This window comes from Pontibacter toksunensis (genome assembly GCF_042686245.1).
Classification (GTDB): domain Bacteria; phylum Bacteroidota; class Bacteroidia; order Cytophagales; family Hymenobacteraceae; genus Pontibacter; species Pontibacter toksunensis.
Window position 1 is genome coordinate 161,075 of the sequence record NZ_JBHUOX010000003.1, and the last position, 19,329, is coordinate 180,403.

At 49.9% G+C, this 19,329-nt stretch carries 16 protein-coding genes; 2 read left to right on the plus strand and 14 right to left on the minus strand.

Annotated features, from left to right (window positions below; translation table 11 throughout):
- Window positions 1–586: 586 nt before the first annotated feature.
- Genes ACFS7Z_RS05615 through ACFS7Z_RS05630 form a run of 4 tightly spaced genes read right to left on the minus strand, consistent with a single transcriptional unit; the run spans window position 587 to window position 5,203 of the window.
- The gene (locus ACFS7Z_RS05615) at window positions 587–1,045 is read right to left on the minus strand and encodes a hypothetical protein (protein WP_377482156.1); all 459 of its coding nucleotides are present in this window, start codon (window positions 1,043–1,045) and stop codon (window positions 587–589) included.
- A 23-nt stretch (window positions 1,046–1,068) separates the two neighbouring features.
- On the minus strand, window positions 1,069–1,584 hold the full coding sequence (locus ACFS7Z_RS05620) for a hypothetical protein (RefSeq protein WP_377482159.1): 516 nt from the start codon (window positions 1,582–1,584) through the stop codon (window positions 1,069–1,071).
- Window positions 1,585–1,593: 9 nt separating this feature from the next.
- Window positions 1,594–2,550 carry a hypothetical protein gene (locus ACFS7Z_RS05625; RefSeq protein WP_377482162.1) on the minus strand — a complete coding sequence of 319 codons (957 nt, stop codon included), beginning with the start codon at window positions 2,548–2,550 and terminating at the stop codon, window positions 1,594–1,596.
- Window positions 2,551–2,575: 25 nt separating this feature from the next.
- The gene (locus tag ACFS7Z_RS05630) at window positions 2,576–5,203 is read right to left on the minus strand and encodes a DUF3857 domain-containing protein (protein WP_377482165.1); all 2,628 of its coding nucleotides are present in this window, start codon (window positions 5,201–5,203) and stop codon (window positions 2,576–2,578) included.
- Window positions 5,204–5,379: 176 nt separating this feature from the next.
- Between ACFS7Z_RS05630 and ACFS7Z_RS05635 the strand changes: the two genes are divergently transcribed.
- Window positions 5,380–7,236, plus strand: coding sequence for an ABC transporter ATP-binding protein (locus ACFS7Z_RS05635; protein ID WP_377482168.1), 1,857 nt, complete (start codon window positions 5,380–5,382; stop codon window positions 7,234–7,236).
- Window positions 7,237–7,293: 57 nt separating this feature from the next.
- On the opposite strand, the gene ACFS7Z_RS05640 is transcribed toward ACFS7Z_RS05635, so the two are convergent.
- The 9 genes from ACFS7Z_RS05640 to ACFS7Z_RS05680 form a co-directional block, all read right to left on the minus strand.
- Complete coding sequence (locus tag ACFS7Z_RS05640; protein ID WP_377482171.1) at window positions 7,294–8,061, minus strand: DUF2490 domain-containing protein; 768 nt, start codon at window positions 8,059–8,061, stop codon at window positions 7,294–7,296.
- Window positions 8,058–8,258 carry a hypothetical protein gene (locus tag ACFS7Z_RS05645; protein WP_377482175.1) on the minus strand — a complete coding sequence of 67 codons (201 nt, stop codon included), beginning with the start codon at window positions 8,256–8,258 and terminating at the stop codon, window positions 8,058–8,060. The genes ACFS7Z_RS05640 and ACFS7Z_RS05645 overlap by 4 nt, the downstream gene beginning before the upstream one ends.
- 94 nt (window positions 8,259–8,352) lie before the next feature.
- Window positions 8,353–10,131 carry an SLC13 family permease gene (locus ACFS7Z_RS05650; protein ID WP_377482178.1) on the minus strand — a complete coding sequence of 593 codons (1,779 nt, stop codon included), beginning with the start codon at window positions 10,129–10,131 and terminating at the stop codon, window positions 8,353–8,355.
- 182 nt (window positions 10,132–10,313) lie between these two features.
- On the minus strand, window positions 10,314–10,745 hold the full coding sequence (locus tag ACFS7Z_RS05655) for a hypothetical protein (protein ID WP_377482180.1): 432 nt from the start codon (window positions 10,743–10,745) through the stop codon (window positions 10,314–10,316).
- 175 nt (window positions 10,746–10,920) lie between these two features.
- On the minus strand, window positions 10,921–11,403 hold the full coding sequence (locus tag ACFS7Z_RS05660) for a fasciclin domain-containing protein (RefSeq protein WP_377482183.1): 483 nt from the start codon (window positions 11,401–11,403) through the stop codon (window positions 10,921–10,923).
- A 103-nt stretch (window positions 11,404–11,506) separates the two neighbouring features.
- Window positions 11,507–12,136: a rhomboid family intramembrane serine protease gene (locus tag ACFS7Z_RS05665; protein WP_377482186.1), complete on the minus strand. Its 630-nt coding sequence runs from the start codon at window positions 12,134–12,136 to the stop codon at window positions 11,507–11,509.
- Between the two features lie 134 nt (window positions 12,137–12,270).
- Entirely contained in the window at window positions 12,271–13,245 is a 975-nt protein-coding gene (locus ACFS7Z_RS05670; protein ID WP_377482189.1) for a polyprenyl synthetase family protein, read from the minus strand.
- 10 nt (window positions 13,246–13,255) lie between these two features.
- Entirely contained in the window at window positions 13,256–15,526 is a 2,271-nt protein-coding gene (rnr, locus tag ACFS7Z_RS05675; RefSeq protein WP_377482192.1) for a ribonuclease R, read from the minus strand.
- 226 nt (window positions 15,527–15,752) lie between these two features.
- Window positions 15,753–17,579 carry an ABC transporter ATP-binding protein gene (locus tag ACFS7Z_RS05680; protein ID WP_377482195.1) on the minus strand — a complete coding sequence of 609 codons (1,827 nt, stop codon included), beginning with the start codon at window positions 17,577–17,579 and terminating at the stop codon, window positions 15,753–15,755.
- A gap of 233 nt (window positions 17,580–17,812) precedes the next feature.
- Between ACFS7Z_RS05680 and ACFS7Z_RS05685 the strand changes: the two genes are divergently transcribed.
- Window positions 17,813–18,418 carry an HAD family hydrolase gene (locus ACFS7Z_RS05685; RefSeq protein ID WP_377482198.1) on the plus strand — a complete coding sequence of 202 codons (606 nt, stop codon included), beginning with the start codon at window positions 17,813–17,815 and terminating at the stop codon, window positions 18,416–18,418.
- A 185-nt stretch (window positions 18,419–18,603) separates the two neighbouring features.
- On the opposite strand, the gene ACFS7Z_RS05690 is transcribed toward ACFS7Z_RS05685, so the two are convergent.
- Window positions 18,604–19,227, minus strand: coding sequence for a lipoprotein signal peptidase (locus ACFS7Z_RS05690; protein ID WP_377482201.1), 624 nt, complete (start codon window positions 19,225–19,227; stop codon window positions 18,604–18,606).
- Between the last annotated feature and the right edge of the window lie 102 nt (window positions 19,228–19,329).

Genomic DNA, 19,329 nt, shown 5'->3' on the forward strand with positions numbered 1-19,329 from the left:
AAAATAATTTTGAAGCTTAATCTATTAATAGTAAAATAGTTAGAAGAAATGCAGGCGCGAAGTAAAAAATATTTCTTCGGATTCCTTTCTAAAGTGAAAACGAAAAAGTAATTTTGCACCCGATTTAAGGGGGACACAACATCGGAAGGCTAATATAGAAAGCTATTACATAACACGCAAATGTATTGGGTGTTATTTCCGAGTTTTTCATTTCTGGTGCAGAATATTGCATACTTGAAAATAAGAAAAAATGCTCTTCCGCTTCGGAAAAGAAGTTTATAGACACAAGATAAGGTTAGTAAAGTTTAGATTAGTTTGTTTTAAGGTGAGAGAAAGCCCCGGCTATATAGCTGGGGCTTTTCTCATTTATTAACCTGTAGCGCATACTCTCTTCCTCCACAATTGTATCAGCCTCCCGTAGTTTGCACCTCCATCAAAAGCAACTCTGCAGATTTATATTATTCGAAGATAGCCGGTTTGAAAGTTACAAAGCATGCCTATACCATAAGCTGTTGTTGATGAAAAACGACTATAAAAACAAAAGTACCGGCCAATACTAAAAGGGGAAGCTTTTAGAGTAAGTGGCTTACAGCTTCGGTTCCACAAAAAGCCAAGTGATAAGCACAGCCAGAGGCACGAGGGTAAACAGAATCTTCAGAAACAGTCCTGGGCTTCTGGTACCCGCCCGCCAGGAACTGCTGCCAAGGGTATAGCGCAAACTAGTAATAAGCGACATCAGCACCAGGCCAGATAATACGGCATGTATTATTGTTACAATCTGCGTGATGTTGGCTTCCAGGTCAGCTATCCTCATCCAGGCATTTATTACCCAAGGCAGCATAGCGAGCAGGCTCAGCAGCGCCAGCAAGGCGCCTGCTCTTTCCTTGAAAAAGGTTATCCAGGAGGCCAGGCCAAACAAGGCCATGGCAGCTACCAAGGCAGTGTTGGAATATACAGAATGAGGCACGGCCGCATAGCCTCTAAAGAAAAGGATAACCGTGGCAATGGCGAAACCAGTCAGGAAGTACAGCAGATACCTTGTCATAAAAATATCATACTGAAAAAAGGCTATTTCAGATATTTTTTAGGAACAGGAGTCTTTTCTGTTTCAGGTGTAAAGAGCAGGCTGGCAATCCACCAGCGCCCCTGGTCATACACCAGCTGGTAGGTGTTTACCCCGCGGTCTTCTACTTTACCTGTCGGGCTGCCGGTGCGGGTTTCATAGGTCTGGAAAGCGGTGGCCAGGTTTCCGAAGCGCTCCACGCGCAGCGCCAGCTGATTTTCGTAGAAGCCAAGTTCCGCATAGGCCGGGCCGTTACGCTCTGCAAACTTTTCTGCCGTAGTCAGACGCACGAAGCTGCTGTCGCCTTTGTAAAACACGCCGCCCATCTGCGCACCTGGCAGGAACAACGCCTTAAAAGCCTCCATATCGCGCTGCTGCCCTTTAGGTCCGGAGATAATTTTTAGCCCTGCTGCCGTAATGGCCTCAACGCTTGCAACATTTTCCCTGGGCACATTTGCCTGAGCAAACGAAGTATATGCCATGCCACAGCAAAGCAGCAGGGTAATCAGGTGTTTTTTCATCTTCTCTAACTAGTTGATTTCCTCCAGTGAATAATAAGCGAAGTCGCTTTTCAGGAATGGCGCTTTGCCCTCTGCCTTGGGTGTGTATACTTGTACCTGCTCTACTTTTCCGCTGTCGTCATAGGTATACTCTTCGAGCAGGTACGGCACTTTTTTACGCGTGATACGGCGCGACACGAGCTGCCCCACCTCGTTATAGGTATAATTAATCACCTCCTGCCCATCCTGCTGTAATGTATTTGGTTCCTTCACCAGGATTTTTGTGATGCGCCGCGCTGCATCATACTCTATCTCTACCTGCTTTAGTATAATGCCATGCTGTACCTGCTGCCGTTCCACTACATATCCTTCCTGCTCCCTTTGTATCCAATAGTTGCCCTGCTCCTTTACCAGGTGATGCTCTGAATACCGCTTTACAAAGCGGTTATAATAGTCAAGCGCTTTTTGCTGCAGTACCTCCTGCTCCTTCACTTCGCCTCCTGGTGAGAACTGCAGGTTCAGCAGAGGCTGAAAGCTGCTGGTTTCCAGGTTATACAGCTGTAGTTCCTGCCGCTTGGGCATCAGACTCAGGTCCAGGTTCTTTTTATATTTAATGGCGATGCCCTGCAGCAGACTGGTATTGGCGGTGCTCACGGTACGGTTATAGATGGAGGAAGACACATCTGACACTGTGTTCTTGTCCTGCACCATTACTGCATCGGCACCATACGCCTGCGCCCGCTTACGAAGCGCCTTTACCAGTGCCGCGTAACTCGTGTTTTCGCCGCCTGTTACTTCCAGTGCCGCAATCTTCACATACTCCTGTTTTGGCCACTCGCCGGAAAAAAACAGCTGCACCTCCTCCTGGTGCGGCTGTGTCGGAATATCTGAAATGCGCTCGTTGCTGTTAGCTGGGTAGTAGCCGATGCAGCTGTGCAGGGTCAGGCCCAGTACAGCTGCGCAGGTAAGCGTTATAAGAGCTTTCATAGTTATTTATCGCATCGTTGGAAAATCAATTTATCATAGTCCGTTCATTGGTTTCATATTGAGGAGTCTCCTCTGCAACGTATGGTTGCAACTGCTCCACAAAAGTCGCTTTTACTCTCTCTGAAACATTGAAATAAGGAATCCAAATGGCAGCGCCAACCAGAGCCGTGATGATACTTCTGACAGTTTCTGAAGTGCTCCCTACAGGCAGGCCTAGGCCTTGCACCAGCAGGTAGTCCAGCAGAATATAACCAAAGTTGGCGGCGTAGAATAGCACCATCAATTTAGGAACGCTGCTGCGGCGCTTGATGAACAGGCAGATGAGCAGTATACTAAACACCAAGAACCCTACATTCATCATAAGCTCGGCCATAGAGACTACTACTAAAGCAGGCGAGTATACATTAGACGAGGCATCCAGCAACTCCGTCCACACCCTCTGGTTAAAGTATTCGTTTGATATCAGGAAGCTCAGCACACGTACCGGCGTGAAAAACAACCCGAGCAGGGGCAGCACCAGCCATCCTCCTATACTTTCTGCATCTGCCAGGCTATAGCCGTTTGCCGGCACAGGGTCCCAGAAGTATAGTCTGTAAGCTCCCGCAGAGAAGCCACAAAGCAGCACCACAACCAGCAACAGCACCTGCCAGCTAAAGTCGGTATCGTTGCCTGAGGCGAAAGCTTTGTTGTAGGTCAGGCCGTAGCTCAGTTCTTCGAGCAGGGCCTTCTGATTGCGCAGGTAAGCCGCAGTGGCTTCTGCCTCCACATGATCCTGGTGCGACTGGTACGCGTAATGCAGCATCAGTTCTTTTCCGCCAGAGGAATAACCTGCTGTTCTCCGGAAGGAAAAGACATTGTCTTCTATCTCCTTTTCCTCACTGTCTACCGTCCAGCTCTCCGGCAGTAGCACCGTTATCTTCTGCTCCACATGCAGCGGGTGGCTTAGCGCAAGCGGCATTGTGCGCTTGCTTGTTTTCGGCTCCCGTATGTAGCCGCGCAGCACCTGCGGGGAGAACCATGCCTCTACCACCTTACCGTTATCTTTCTGCGGCGCCCAGAAATTGCTGATGGTGTACTTCTCGAAAACTGTAAAGGAATTGCTGGTTTCCACGTCCTCGTATGTCGGGGCTTCTGCCTGCTCCACATCCGGGTACTGGCTGGCATAGAAGTTCAGGTAAACTTTCCCAATGTCTTTAAGGCTGGTGGTAGCAAAGTAACTGCGCTGGTTGTCGGCTTCTACTCCGGTATAAGTAGTTCGTACCTCCAGCGTTACAGGTCCGTCAAAATCTGAGATATAATAAAGCTCCTGCGCACTAATATGCGGCTTATCTGTGGCAGGCGGCACAACAGTAGCCAAGTCTTTTGTTTGCGGTGCGATAACGAGTGCCTTTCCATAATTGGGCAGGTAAATGCTCTTGTAATTGCCGCGCTGCTTGCTGATGGTAGCATCGTACCAGAACACCTGTTTACCTAGCAGCTCTACCCGCACAATGCAGTGGTTGAAGGCGTAAGGCGAGGGTAACTGGTCCTGTATATGCGTCCCAGAAGAGGAGTTGACTAAGGCCGGGTGTGCCTTGATGTTCATCTGTCGCAGCATCGTGCACAGCAGCAGGGCCTTGTCTTTGCAATCGCCGAAGCGCTGTGCAAACACCATTGACGGCGAATGCGGCTTAAATCCATTAACGCCGGCTTCAAAACCAAGGTAGCGCACCTCGTCCTGCACAAAGCGCAGTGCTGCCTCCAGCCGCCCTTCGTCACTGCCATATGTGTTTTTGATGCTGTCTATCTTCGCCTGCAGTGCCTTGCTCAGCTTCTCCTGCCCCTCATATAGCGGTAGCGCCCACTGCGCCACCTCCTGCCAGGTGTTGTACTCCGACATGTAAACGCCCGGGTACGGGTCGAACCATGAAGGCGTTTCATCGTCTACGGGTGTGGCAGGAAGATCTTTGAGGTGCCAGGTATAGGTGGTGTTGCCATTGGCCGTGGCCACCGTTGGTTTCTTATCGGTAAGGTAAAGTTTGTAGTTGATTTTGCGATGCTGCGGGGCTACCAGGTGCACCAGCATCTCATCCATCGGATCGTAGCCCTGCAGGTTAAAGGAGTTAAAGAACTTGCCACCAAACACCGGGCTGACGCCTTTTACAGTGGCTGCGTATTCCACCAGATCGCCTACGCGCATATCCTCCAGCACCAGCACCGCCGTCAGGCTCTCGTCATAAATGCCTTGTTCCATGCCCTTCTCCCGCTGCAGCACCTTTACCTTGTTCAGGTTTAGTTGATTAATGGGCTTCCCATTTCGCCATACCACCACCTTGTGCAGTTGTAGCTCTTCATGGTTAGGGTCGAACGTGATATTCAGCTCAGACAGGTTCTGCACGCCCTCCTCCGTTGTGAGCTTGTACACGTAATGAAAGTAACGCTCCTGCTGCGCCACTTCAAACTGTAAGTCCATCTGCAGGTAATGAAACCCACCGTTCACATCATTAGGGCTGATGCTGGTTTGAGTTCGGGTAAGAAGCTTTCTGATCCAGGTTGGCTCAGGCTTTACTGATACGTTTTTGGGTGCAGCAAAGGCTGTTAACTGCCACAGCACCAGGAGCAGCAGGAGGATAAGCGAATGAGATTTGCGTTTGTTTCTAGGGTAAGACAACATGGCGGAGCAGGTAAATATTTATGCTGCTAAATATAGTATAGTTTGTGTTATTAGAGGATAAAATCGCTCCGGGAAATATATTTAATTTTATACCCTGCGGGCACCGCTGCCAAACATAAAAGGCTGCTGCCTGTATTAGGAATAACAGAGGTGATGAAGGCATCAAGAGAGGATATATGAGCAAGACCACGAAAGGGACAAGAGCTGCTGCCGGCACAACCGATACCGACAAAAAGAGCTTCCGGGAGCAACTGGGGGCGCTGAAGAATCTGCCCAAATTTTTCCGCCTTATCTGGGACACAAGCAAGCGCATGACCATTGCCAACATGGTGCTGCGACTGATCAAGTCGGCGCTGCCTATCACGATGCTGTATATAGGCAAGCTGATCATTGATGAAGTCATCCGGCTGATTGACGTGGTGGGCGAGCGCGAACTGAGTTACCTGTGGCTGCTGGTGGCGCTGGAGCTAGGGCTTGCCGTGCTTTCTGATTTAATAAACCGGGGCATTACGCTGATGGATAGCCTCCTGGGCGACCTGTTCTCCAACCGCACCTCCGTCACGCTGATAGAGCATGCCGCCACACTGGACCTGGCGCAGTTCGAGGACGCCACCTTTTACGACAAACTGGAGCGCGCCCGTCGGCAAACGGTGTCGCGGGTGGTGCTAATGTCACAGGTGCTGTCGCAGCTGCAGGATATAGTCACCATTGCCTTTCTGGCTGCTGGTTTGATTGCCTTCAACCCGTGGCTCCTCCTGATCCTGCTGATTGCGGTGGTACCATCCTTTTTAGGGGAGAGCCACTTTAATGAACGCACCTACTCCCTCTCCCGCTCCTGGACCCCTGAGCGCCGTGAACTGGACTACCTGCGCTACATAGGAGCCTCCGACGAAACAGCCAAAGAAATCAAGACTTTCAATCTATCCGGTTTCCTGGCAGGTCGTTTCAAGGAGCTATCTGATAAGTATTATACCCTTAACAAAAGTATCACTGTGAAGCGGGCCGTGTGGGGCAGCGCCCTTTCCGCTATAGGAACTCTAGCCTATTACGGCGCATACGTGTTCATTCTCTTTGAAACAGTGATGGGCGTGATAACGGTGGGTAGCCTTACGTTTCTGGCAGGTTCCTTCAGCAGCATGCGCAGTCTGCTGCAGGGCATAATGACACGCTTCTCCCAGATTGCAGAAAGCGCTTTGTACCTGCAGGACCTCTTTGATTTCCTGGAGCTAAAGCCTATGATTACGCCACCTGCTAACCCGCTGCCGCTGCCCCGGCCTATCCAAAAAGGCTTTACGTTCGAGAACGTTGGCTTTAAGTACCATAACAGCGAGCGCTGGGCAGTGCGGTACCTGTCGTTTCACTTGAAGGCAGGAGAAAAGCTGGCGCTGGTAGGCGAAAACGGAGCAGGCAAAACGACGCTGGTGAAACTGCTGGCCAGGCTGTATGAACCCTCTGAAGGTCGTATTCTTTTGGATGGCGTAGACCTACGCGACTATGATTTAGCTGATCTGCGCCACCAGGTGGGCATCATTTTCCAGGACTACGTTCGCTTCCAGATGACGGCCTCTGATAATATTGCCATCGGCCAAATCAGCAATATATTGGATAAAGAGCGGATACAAGGGTCTGCTCAGAAAAGCCTGGCTGACCTGGTGATTCAGCGCCTGCCGGATAAGTATGATCAGGTGCTGGGCAAACGCTTTAATAAGGGGGTAGAACTGTCCGGGGGCGAGTGGCAGAAAGTGGCTTTAGCCCGCGCCTATATGCGGGATGCGCAGCTGCTGATTTTGGATGAACCTACTTCTGCCCTGGATGCCCGTGCCGAGCACGAGGTGTTTCTGCGCTTCTCTGAACTGATAGAAGGCCGCACCGCGGTTCTTATCTCCCACCGCTTCTCGACCGTGCGCATGGCTGACCGCATCCTTTTTTTGGAGCAGGGGCAGCTGAAAGAACTGGGTTCTCACGAAGAGTTGCTCGCCAAGAATGGTAAATATGCCGAGCTGTTCCTGCTCCAGGCGAGAGGATACTTGTAAGTTAGAAAGTTTAGGAGTTAGAGGGTTAGAGAGTTGTTTTAGATTAAGACAACTCTGCTACTGTTTTATATCTTCCGGAGCGGGGCTTTGCTTCTCTTGGAGGTTGATTTTATGGTTGATGATGTCCCGGCTGTAGAATTGGTTACCCGCTGATCGCTGCTGAAACCACTTCAGATAGCCTGCTTCAACGTTTACATTCTTATGAATAGCATAGTTGAGACTTGCATATATCCTGTTCTGATCAAACCAGTTATAGGTGATCCTTTCTCCGGCGTTGATATGAATCTCATCACTTACTTTTACTTTTAGCGGCAGATCATTTATAGTAGCTACCTGGTACTCAAGCCCAAGGCGGTATCTGAAACGGTAGTTGGTATTATATCCTTCTGCTAGCTCGCCGTCGGCTGTATTCCTAAAAAACCGCTTCTCTATTCTGTAACGGTGCCCTATACCAAGTTTACCAAGAGACTGTTTGTTTTCGAACTGAATATGCGGACGCAACTCGGGCACCACCAGGTCGCTTTTTGAACGAGGGTCATGCGGGCTTTGCAGGAAATAAGTAAAGCCCGCCGAAGTACTCCAGTTCTTGCCCAGATTATAGTTTAAGCGTCCAGTAACCTGAAACTGGTGCTGTTCATCCGGGTTTATGAATCTTCTCTCATGCACTTCTGTGGTCAGAGACCATTTTGAGCTAAATTCCAGTGTATTGTTGTAAGCGTACCAAATCAACTGCTGCTCTGTTACCTGCCGGCCTTTACTCTGGGCAAGCAGAGATGCAGAAAAGAGCAATCCTAAAATCGTGAGGTAGAAACCACGTGTATTCATAACATGATGCCCTTGCTGTTTAATGCTTCAGTGTAGGTGATGAACTTAATTCTAAAGGAAAGCCGCTGAATGATGCTGGTAATAACACTTTCTGCCTTCAATCCGCTCAATGTCTGCAGGTAAAAAGAGCAAAAGTAGTCATTTATCTGATTCCGAAGCACAGCCTCTTTATTCCAAGCTGCGTGTAATGCTTCCATTGCAATTTTTTTAGTTCGCTTTGGGACAGCCCTTTTTATTCCGCTTCAGCACCAAGTCCTTCTCCACGTGGAACATCCATACTTATAAGCCAGGTCAGAAAGGAAAGAAGTACGGCAGGATAAGAGAGGCGAGTAGCCAGAGGAGCAGGTTGAGAGGGGTGCCAACTTTCAGATAGTCAGAGAAGCGGTAGTTGCCGGGGCCATAGATCATGGTGTTTGTCTGGTAACCCACTGGTGTCATAAAGCTAAGGGAGGCACCATAGGCAACAGCCATCAGAAACGGCCGCACGTTTACACCTAGCTCCAGTGCGGTTACGATGGCAATAGGTGCCAGCAATGCCGCCGTAGCGTTGTTCGACATGAAGTTGGTCGTCATGAAAGTGATAAAGAAGAACACCGACAGCAGCGCATGCGGCCCGAAGTCTCCGAGACCGTAAATCAGGTAATCTGCCAGGAGTTTGGCAGCTCCTGTTTTTTCGAGGGCCGCCCCCATCGAAAGTACCCCCGCCAGCATGAAAATCACTTTCCAGTCGATGGCTTTATAGACTTCATCCATCCGGATACAGCGAAAGAGGATGAGCAACACCACACCCACCAAGGCACTCAGCACAATGGGGACCACGCCTGTGGCGGCAGCCATCACCACACCCACACTGATGATCATGACCGGGATAATCTTGCTGTAGTTAAAAGGACTTCGTTCTGTCTGGGAAATAATCAGCAGATCCTCGTTTTGCCGCAATTTTTCTGCCTGGTGGGTATTAGCGGAAATCAGGAGCACGTCTCCGGCTGAGAGCTTCACATGGGTAGGCTTTTCATTTACTATCTCGTCGCGGTGGCGGATGGCCAGAACGGCAGCACCATGGTTGTAGGACCTGAAATTTAGTTCTTTCAGCGATTTTCCCTCCATGTAGGAGTTTGGGGTAACAATAGCCTCGTAAAGCTTGCTGTTGCTGATGCGCATGTCATCGTCCAGGAACTTCCGCTCCGACTTCAGCTTAATGCCTTTCTCTTCCTTCAGCATTTTAAGCTTTTCTACCCCACAACGAATTTTCAGCACATCGTTTGCCTGCAGGATCAGCGAAGGGGTAGCATGCAGTTTTGTTTTTTGGCGAGTTACCGCCATCACTTCCATATCCAGGTTCTGCACCAGGCCTAGCTTCCGAAGCGGCTCCCCCACCGATGGGGAATCTGGGAGCAGTACCACCTCCGTCATATACTCCCCCAGGTTAAACTCCTCCGACAGGTCTTTGGAATGCTTTCGGCTGGGCAACAGGTGCCTGCCAACAAAAAACATATAGGCAACACCCACCAGCAGAAACAAGATGCCTGCCGGCGTAAACTCAAACATCCGCAGCGGCTCCTGGCCCTGTGCCTGTGCTATGCCGCTTACAAGTATATTGGTAGATGTTCCGATAAGGGTGCAAACACCACCCAGCAACGCACCAAAAGAAAGGGGGATAAGCAGCTTGGAGGGGCTGACATCTATATCCCGGCTAACCTGTATGACAACAGGCATCAGGAGCGCCACCACGGCTGTGTCGTTTATAAAAGCAGAGAGGGTGCCCGAGATGAGCATGAGCGAGAGCAGGCAGAGGAGATAATTTTTTCGCCCAATCCGAGTCAGGACCAAGCCAATGCTGTTTAAGGCGCCGGACTTGAAGATAGCAGAACTGATGACAAACATAGACGCTACCGTGATAGTAGCCGGATTGCTGAAACCTGCCAGGCCCTCTGCAGGCGTAAGGACACCAACTACCATAAACAAGGCCATTATCATAATGGCCACTGTATCCATAGAGAGTTTGTCGGATACGAACAGAACGACCGCCAGCGCAATTATCCCTAAAACTATGGCAATCTCAAATGTCATAGGCGCGTTAGCAAAGCTTTAAGTGCCTGCTTTTTGCATTTCTGATTGCCCGGAATGTCTTCTGGCAGGATCAGCAGCAGGCAAAATGAACTATATAGATGTTATTTATATGCCTGCATACGGACACAGGGACAAAAAGCTATATATTTTACTGATTAGATGATAGTTAGACAGAAATGAGGTTACTTTTCACTACTTAGCCAAGCCTCAGCCTCTTTGCAGGAGGTAAAGCGCCGCAATGGCAACTGGCTCTTGCTCATAATCTCCTTTAGCTGTAAAGTGGCAATGCGGTCTTCAGGCTCTACACTGGCAACTTTCACAAGACCGGCTTCTCTTAGTAGTGTTTGCGCCTCTATATGCAGGTTACACAGCCGTTGCGGGTGCGTAATCATGGTGCGCAGGTCTGAGAGCAGACTGAAACTGGGCTTCGCTAGCTTCAGCGCTTCCTGCATATCCTTTAAATAGTGCGGAACAGCCTCTTTGTTTTTCCAAAAGCCCTTTATGATAAGGTAAATTCTATTTTTTACGCTACAGTATAGCAGCTCGTAGTGTTCGTTATGAGCTACTACGATTTTGGACTCTTTTGAGGCGGTATGTTGGGTGGTGCTGTACATAAACTTCAATCCTTTCTACGCGCTTTAGCCTCTGCTGCATTTAACAATGTACAGTTTCTATTAAATTTTAAAGGGAATCATGGAAAGAAAGCTACAGTTGAAACTGGAAGAAAAGTTAAATTATGCCGTTACCATTTCAGATTTATTGCACTGAAATACATGAAGAAAAGGTAAATTATAAGGTGAGTATGCCGGAGAGGCCATGTAGGATACCATTCCCCACCTGGTTATTTGCACGCTCTATACGGGTTCCGTTTACGAGCGTGTGGTCTTTCTTGCGGAAAACATTCAGCTTTGTATGGGCAAGCGTCTCTACAGAAGAGCCGTCTTTCAAGTCCTTCTCCAGGTAGGCGCCTTTCAAGATGTGGCCAGAGAGAACAGCCCTTAAGCGTGCAGGTTCCATCTGCTGCAACTCGCCTAGATCCGCTTCCGGTGGAGCCAGCAATGTATAGGCCGTTTCGTCACAGAGAAGAGGCGTTAAACCGGCTTTTGTTATCAGGTCTGCTAGCACCGGCCTCTCCTGCATCACATACTGCATCAGCGTCATGCGCTCTTTGGGTACCAAAGCCATTTCCTGTGCCTGTAACGGCTGGAGACAAACCAGCAGCAGTACAATTACAGCGGAACTTATATATAGCTTGTGGCACAATAGCTTCATAGTGTTGAGCGTTATACTTAGTTCTTTATACGCAACAATCGTTACGACAGCTAAGAAGCACTCAACAGGATGTCAGTTTAAAAGTACCATTTCACTGGCCTGATTACAGGAAGGGAGGGCGCCAGCTAATGACTTCGGTGAAAAAGCTTGGTAATGCCTGCGGCACGAGTGCAATGCTAAGCACGAAACCATACACGGCCCCATAAAGGTGAGCATCATGGTTGATGTTGTCGCCCATACGCTTGCCGGAGTAGTAGGAGTATATCACATACAGCACGCCCAGTATAAAGCCAGGTATACAAAGCAGCCCATAGAGGCATATATCGTTTGTAGGGTAGAACAGAATGCTAGAGAATACCACAGCCGCCACACCACCCGATGCGCCAAGGGCACGATAGCCCGGATCATTTCGGTGCTTGAAGTAAGTAGATATATCAGACACAATGATGCCCCCAAGGTATACAAGCAGGTACAGCAGAATACCTGTTACTGGCCCGAAAACAACGCTGAGTGTCTGCTCCACTGCCTGCCCGAAGAAGAAGAAAGTAAACATATTAAAGAACAGGTGCGTGAGGTCGGCATGTATAAAGCCGGAAGTCAGGAAGCGGTACCAGGAGTTGTCGCGCTGCACCGCATAGGGCTGAAATATCCAGGAGTGCATAACGCTCTCGTTTTTCCAGGCATAGAACGAGGTGCCAACCGTGATGATGATGAGAATGAGGGTAACGCTCATTGTAGGGAATTATGAATGAAGAGTGACGAATTAAAAACTGCTGTCATCTTGAATGACTGGTTCACAAGTGTCTTACATGAAAACCATACACCTGCGAACCAACTATTCAGCAATTAACAGTATAACAATTAAAACTAACTATCCCTATCCATCAGCTGTATAGCCAGGCCACGGATGGTGGACTTTCGATCTTCGGGTAACTGGATAGCATCCAGGTGGTGCAGCGCCTTCTGAAAGTAGTGGTCTATCTGCTGCTCTGTCTGGTGCCGGACGTTCAGTTGGTTGTATACCGATGTGATTGCCTCCACTTTTTCTTCGGCTATACTTTCATCTGTTTTGTCGCGCCAGCTGATAAGCGTCTGCCGCTGCGCTTCATTAGCCTGCTCCAGTGCCGTCAGCATCAGGTAAGTCTTTTTATCCGACAGAATGTCGCCGCCTACCTGCTTGCCAAACTTGTCTTTGTCGCCATACACATCCAATAAGTCATCGCGCAGCTGAAAAGCAATACCTACATTATCGCCGAAAGCCTTCAGGTGCTCCGCGTCAGAAAGCGGCGCATTCTGGAGAATAGCACCCAGCTCCAGGCTGAAGCCTAAGAGCACAGCGGTCTTCAGCGTAATCATATGGATGTACTCCTGGATGCTTACCTGCTCGCGCTGCTCAAAGTTCATGTCCAGCTGCTGGCCCTCGCATACCTGTGCGGCCGTTTCGCTAAACAGCTCCAGCACTTGGGCCAGCTTATCCTGCTCCACACCCAGCAACAGCTGGTATGCCCGCACCACCATCACGTCGCCACTGAGTATGGCCGTGTTGGCGTTCCACTTTTCGTGCACGGTTTGCTCCCCGCGGCGCAGCGGGGCCTTGTCCATGATGTCGTCGTGCATGAGCGTGAAGTTGTGGAAAACCTCTACCGCCGCTGCAGGCAAAAGCGCCTTGTCCACGTCATCATCATACATCTTAGCCGCCAGCAGCACCAGCAAAGGCCTGATGCGCTTCCCGCCCATGGCCATAATGTACCGGATGGGCTCATACAGCTCAACCGGGTGCTCACCGTAGCGCAGCATGGACAATGTATGATGTATCTTTTCAGAAAGGGTGCTGATATCCACAGGATATATACTATTTTTTCAGAGTTTCGATTAGTGTCAGGTCAATGGTGCGGTCGGCAAGGTTAGCGCTTTTTACCTCTACTATCACCTCATCGCCAAAGGATATAATCCGCTTGTTCTGGCGGCCGATGATACGGTAGTTGCTTGCGTCCAGTTCATAATAGTCGTCGTTCAGGTCAGACAAACGAACCATACCTTCGCACTTATTTTCCTCGATCTCCACAAATATACCCCATTCTGTGACACCAGAAACAATTCCTTTGTATTGATTGCCAATGGTGTCTTTCATAAACTCTACCTGCTTATACTTAATAGAGGCACGCTCTGCGTCTGCGGCGCGTTTCTCCATCTCGGAGGAGTGGCGGCAGCGCTCTTCGTACTCTTCCTTGTCCTCAGACTTGCCACCATCCAGGTAGTGCTGCAGGAGACGGTGCGCCATCATATCGGGGTAGCGGCGTATAGGCGACGTAAAATGCGAGTAGTGGTCAAAAGCAAGACCGAAGTGCCCTTCCGGCTCGGTGCTGTATTTGGCCTTGGCCATGGTGCGGATAGCCAGATTCTGCAGTACGCTCTGCTCCGGCTTGCCCTCAATCTCTTCTGTCAGGTTGTTCAGTTCTTCTGATATGTCGCCGTCCGGGTCTACCTTATAGCCGAACTTGCGGGCAAACAGCGAGAAAGTACTCAGCTTGTCAGGGTCCGGAGAGCCGTGGGTACGGTATACCATCGTAGGGCGGCGTTTGCCTTTGCCCATGTTATAGACATACTCGGCTACTTTCTTGTTGGCCAGCAGCATGAATTCCTCTATCAGTTTGTGGGCATCCTTTCGCTCTTTTACATACACATAAAGCGGTTTGCCGTTCTCGTCCAGCTTAAACTTTACCTCTGTCGTCTCAAAGCTGATAGCGCCGTTCTTAAAGCGTTTGTCTTTAAGCTTTTTGGCGATACCGTTCAGGATGTTGATTTCTTCTGCAAAATCACCCTCGCCTGTCTCAATGCGCTCCTGCGCTTCCTCATAGGCAAAGCGGCGGTCGGAGTAGATAACAGTGCGGCCAAACCACGACTCATACAGTTTCCCGTTTTCGTCCAGCTCAAATACCGCTGAAAAAGTTAGTTTCTCCTCTTCCGGCCTGAGCGAGCAGAGGCCGTTGGAAAGGCGCTCGGGCAGCATGGGTATGGTTCTGTCTACGAGGTATACAGAGGTAGCCCGGTGGAAAGCTTCTTTCTCCAAGGTGGTTTTAGGCAGCACGTAATGTGTTACATCGGCAATGTGTATGCCTATCTCGTAGTTTCCGTTCTCCAGCTTCTGTATCGACAGGGCATCATCGAAGTCCTTGGCATCTACCGGGTCAATGGTGAAGGTCGTCATGCCGCGGAAGTCGCGGCGTTTGGCTATTTCAGCATCCGTTATTTTATCTGAAATCCTTTCCGCCTCTTCTTCTACCGCTTCATCAAACTCAAACGGCAAGCCGAACTCCGCCATAATGGAGTGTATCTCCGCCTCGTTCTCACCGGCCGGACCAAACACGCGGACTACCTCCCCGGTTGGGTTCTTGCCGGCACTTTCTGGCCACTCCACTATCTTCACCAGCACCTTGTCGCCGGATTGCGCCCCGTTCAGTCCACGCTCTCCTACAAACACGTCAAAGTACAGTTTCTTGAAGTCTGGCACCACAAAGCCGAAGTTCTTCGACAGTTCCATGATTCCCACTAATTCGGTGCGGGAGCGCTCCAGCACTTCAATCACCACGCCTTCCTGGCGTCCGCCGTGCACGGTTGGCGATACTTCTACTTTCACCGTGTCGCCGTCCATGGCATACTTCAGGTGCTCCCGGAATACGCGTACATCCTCCTCGCGCCCTTCCGACACGATGTAGGCATACTTACTGTTTGCCAAATCCACGCGGCCCGTGATGATGTCGACTTTCAGGTTCAGCATGAACTTATCGTCGTCAATCGGCAGCAGTTTGTTCTCTTTCACCAGGGCTTCCAAGATGCTATCTACCTGCTCGCGGCCTTTTTTGTCTGTCACGCCCATGCGGCGGCATACCTGCCGCTGCGTAAATACGGTGTCAGGGCTGCCGGAGAAAGCCTCCAGCACCATGGCTTTGGCTGATTTTGGCGTGCCTTTGCGGCCTGAAGAAGTGCCGCCGCGGCCGGAGGAGGAACCTCCTCTCTTAGATGATTTGCCCTTGGATGATGAATCGCCCCGTCCTCTGGAGCTGTTGCGTTCGTTGCGGCCTTCGTTGTCTTTGCCGCCTCTGTTACTGTTCTTACTTCTCATGTATCTCTTTATGCATCTGCAGCCGCTCATGGAGCCGCCGCTTCTTATTACAATCTATTTCTTAAATAGTTTATTCACTATACGCCAGATGTGTGGGTATGGCTAAAGTAGCAGGTGATTTTTAGGTCAATTTACATATAATAAACCATATATAACCCATGGAGATGGTCCCCCAGATGAGAAGCCAAGTTATTGAGCGTGTACAATGGGGCAGTTCTGGCAGCTTTTATACCAGCCCTGCCTTCATAGCCTCCCGCTTCTGCTGTGCCCGCAGCACGTCTTCCAGTTCGCCTTTCGGGATGGCGTTGAGGAGGGTGCGGGTGTATTCCTGCTGCGGGTTACGGAACAGTTCTTCAGGCGTGCCGCTTTCTATTATCCGGCCATTGCTCATAACAAGTATGCGGTCCGCCATGTACCTGGCAATGGAGAGGTCGTGGGTAATGAAGAGGTAAGTTATTCCGAATTCCTGCTTTAGCCTGTTGAGCAGGTTCAGCACCTGTGCCTGCACCGACACGTCCAGGGCAGACACCGGTTCGTCGCAGATAATGTATTTAGGCTGCAGTGCCAGTGCCCGCGCAATGCTGATGCGCTGCCGCTGCCCCCCGGAAAACGCATGTGGATAACGATGAAAGTGCTCCGGCACAAGCCCCACCTTCTCAAGCAGTTCCATTGCTTTTGCACGGCGTTCTTTGTCACTGGCATAAAGCTTATGCACACGCATGGGTTCCACAATGGCTTCTACCACAGTATGCATTGGGTTGAGCGAGGCGTAGGGGTCCTGGAAAATCATCTGAAAGTTGCGACGGCTTTTGCGCAGCTCTTCTTTATCAAGTCCGGCAACATCGCGGCCCATGAAAATGATGCTGCCTTCTGTCGGCTCTATCAGACGCAGCAAGGTGCGGCCAAGGGTAGTTTTGCCACAGCCGGACTCGCCCACCAGCGCTATCGTTTCTTCGGGCTGCATGTCAAAGCTCACCCCATCCACGGCTTTCACATAAGCAGTAATGCGCCCGAAGAAGCCTTTCCTGATGGGGAAGTATACCTTCAGGTCCTTTACCTGCAGCAGCGGCGCCATTTGCTGGTTCACCTGCTCCTGCTTCAGGTCCGGCACAGTACCTGCGAAGCTGCCTGCTACATCCAGTAGCGAGGGCTCGTATACCTGCTTTTTCTTTTCAGTAATATTCCCGAAAGCATCCTCCTCCATAAAGTCTGATACAGTAGGCAGAACAGACTGCGGCTTATCAGATAGCTTTGGGCGGCAGGCCAGCAGGCCTTTGGTATAGGGGTGCTGCGGATTGGTGAAAATATCAACTGCCTTACCATGCTCCACCAGTTTTCCTTTGTACATCACCAGAATGCGGTCTGCTATTTCGGCTACCACACCTAAATCATGGGTGATAAAAAGTACTGCCGTGTTCTCCTTCACACGCAGTTCATCAATCAACTGCAGCACCCTAGCCTGCACCGTCACGTCAAGAGCAGTGGTGGGCTCATCTGCAATAAGGATGGCTGGGGCACAGGCCATGGCCATGGCTATCATCACACGCTGCTTCTGCCCCCCTGAGATTTCATGTGGATAAGCATCAAAAATGCGCTCCGGATCTGGTAGCTGCACCTTCTCAAAAAGAGCAATGGTACGTGCCTTGGCCTCTTTTTTGGTTAGGTTAGTGTGTAGCAGTAGCACCTCCGCTACCTGTTTTCCACAGGTGTACACGGGGTTCAGCGACGACATCGGCTCCTGAAAAATCATGCTGATTTCGTTTCCGCGCAGCTGCCGCATTTGCTTCTCAGGTAGTTGCAGCAGGTCTACCTGCCCAAACTTCTCCGATTGAAATATAGCTTTTCCTCCTGCTCTGCTGCCGGGTGAGTCAATCAGCTGCATTATAGACAAGGCCGTTACTGACTTTCCTGAGCCAGACTCTCCAACTATAGCCACTGTTTCTCCAGCATATATATCGAACGAAATCTTGTCCACGGCCCTGTTAGTGCCGCCTTGTGTGGAGAAAGCGGTTTCTAAATCTCTGACTTGAAGGATGGGTGTGGGAGTTGACAAGGGTAAGGCTGCTTAGTGCTATTGGTAAAAATAAGGTTTTTGGTATAATAATAAACCTTTGCCTGTTGCAAAGTTAAACTTAAAAGAGGCAGTTCATCTGAGTTCGGAAAACCAAAGGGACAGTAAAGTGTATAGCCATGTCGGTTGTCTCCCGTATATTAGTGACATGTGTTGTGGTTTGTGAACCTAAACAGCAGGTACTACTTTTATACTTCTGATAAATTATAATAAGAATGACAAGAACTATCATCTTCGACCTTGGCGCTGTATTGATTGACTGGAACCCGCATTACCTGTACCGGAAGATCTTTAATGAAGAAGCCAAGATGCTTCACTTCCTGGAGAACGTCTGCACACCAGACTGGAATGAGGAACAGGATGCAGGACGCTCTTTGGAGGAAGCCACACAACTGCTGATAGAAAGGCATCCGGAGCAGGAGGAGAACATCAGGGCTTTCTATGGCAGATGGGACGAAATGCTGGGCGGTGCCATAGAAGGAACCGTAGAAATTTTCCGGGAGCTGAAAGAGAGTGGCAGGTACAACCTGTACGCCCTCACCAACTGGTCAGCTGAGACTTTCCCGATTGCCCAGGAGCGGTATCATTTTTTAGGCTGGTTTGATGGTATCGTGGTGTCAGGCACAGAGAAAGACCGGAAGCCTTTTGACAGCTTTTACCATACGCTGCTGAACCGGTTTAATGTGCATCCTTCAGAGGCTGTCTTTATCGATGACAACCTGCGGAATATAAAAGCAGCAGAGAAATTAGGTATCGATTCTATCCATTTTACCTCCCCAGAGGCATTAAGGGAAGCTTTGAAGGAGCGTGAGATTCTGTAGTAATACAGCTGCTTCAATTACCTTACAGTGCAAAACCTGGAAGCGCTTGGCCTTTGCTTCTTAGCCAGCGCCAGACGCTCGCAGGAGCTGCGCGCACTGCGAGGTCTTTTAGCCATCAAACAAAAAAGCGGCTGCTCTGAATGTAGAGCAGCCGCTTTTTTGTACAGTTAAACGGTTGTGACAGACTATAGTCCTTTCTCCCGCTCCAGTAAGCTTTCGTGCTTCGGTTCGTGGCTCTCTCCGAAGAAACGCTTCTGGTTAAACAGAATCAGCAATACGCCAATGAAAATGGCTGAGTCCGCAACGTTGAAAATTGGCCACAGCGACATTGGGCTGCCACCTAGTATAGGTACCCAGTGTGGCACAATACCTTCCCATATATCGATGTAAAACATGTCGATTACCTGACCATGAAACCAGGGTGTCTTGGAACCATAAGGAGCGTTATCAAACCAGACACCGTAAAATGTGCTGTCTATCAGGTTGCCGATGGCACCGCCCAGGATAAGGGCAATGCACCAGATGAGGCCCTTTGGTGCCCGGTGCTTTATCAGGTAGTAGAGGTAATAGCCAATCCCGAACATAGCTACCAGGCGGAAGAGCGTTAAGATAAGCTTGCCATACTCCGAGCCCAGTTCCACCCCAAAGGCCATTCCTGGGTTCAGGGTGTAGTGCAGCTTCAGCCAGTCGCCTATCAGGTGAATCTCGCCGGGCAAACCCATCTCCATATTGTAGTGTACAATCAGCTTCACAGCCTGATCAACCAGGATAACGGCGAGTGCGGCAAGATAATATTTCAGGTATTTCATATGCATGTGTTAAGCAGACAGGCTTTGACTTTGGTGAAGAACCGCTGCAAATGTACTCCTTAAATTAAAAGCGCCGGAAAGAAATTTTCCCTCCGGTGCCTT

Coding starts and splice junctions, on each gene's coding strand:
- ACFS7Z_RS05615 (WP_377482156.1), bottom strand. CDS start 1,045: ATGACAAGGTATCTGCTGTACTTCCTGACTGGTTTCGCCATTGCCACG.
- ACFS7Z_RS05620 (WP_377482159.1), bottom strand. CDS start 1,584: ATGAAAAAACACCTGATTACCCTGCTGCTTTGCTGTGGCATGGCATAT.
- ACFS7Z_RS05625 (WP_377482162.1), bottom strand. CDS start 2,550: ATGAAAGCTCTTATAACGCTTACCTGCGCAGCTGTACTGGGCCTGACC.
- ACFS7Z_RS05630 (WP_377482165.1), bottom strand. CDS start 5,203: ATGTTGTCTTACCCTAGAAACAAACGCAAATCTCATTCGCTTATCCTC.
- ACFS7Z_RS05635 (WP_377482168.1), top strand. CDS start 5,380: ATGAGCAAGACCACGAAAGGGACAAGAGCTGCTGCCGGCACAACCGAT.
- ACFS7Z_RS05640 (WP_377482171.1), bottom strand. CDS start 8,061: ATGAATACACGTGGTTTCTACCTCACGATTTTAGGATTGCTCTTTTCT.
- ACFS7Z_RS05645 (WP_377482175.1), bottom strand. CDS start 8,258: ATGGAAGCATTACACGCAGCTTGGAATAAAGAGGCTGTGCTTCGGAAT.
- ACFS7Z_RS05650 (WP_377482178.1), bottom strand. CDS start 10,131: ATGACATTTGAGATTGCCATAGTTTTAGGGATAATTGCGCTGGCGGTC.
- ACFS7Z_RS05655 (WP_377482180.1), bottom strand. CDS start 10,745: ATGTACAGCACCACCCAACATACCGCCTCAAAAGAGTCCAAAATCGTA.
- ACFS7Z_RS05660 (WP_377482183.1), bottom strand. CDS start 11,403: ATGAAGCTATTGTGCCACAAGCTATATATAAGTTCCGCTGTAATTGTA.
- ACFS7Z_RS05665 (WP_377482186.1), bottom strand. CDS start 12,136: ATGAGCGTTACCCTCATTCTCATCATCATCACGGTTGGCACCTCGTTC.
- rnr (WP_377482192.1), bottom strand. CDS start 15,526: ATGAGAAGTAAGAACAGTAACAGAGGCGGCAAAGACAACGAAGGCCGC.
- ACFS7Z_RS05685 (WP_377482198.1), top strand. CDS start 17,813: ATGACAAGAACTATCATCTTCGACCTTGGCGCTGTATTGATTGACTGG.
- ACFS7Z_RS05690 (WP_377482201.1), bottom strand. CDS start 19,227: ATGAAATACCTGAAATATTATCTTGCCGCACTCGCCGTTATCCTGGTT.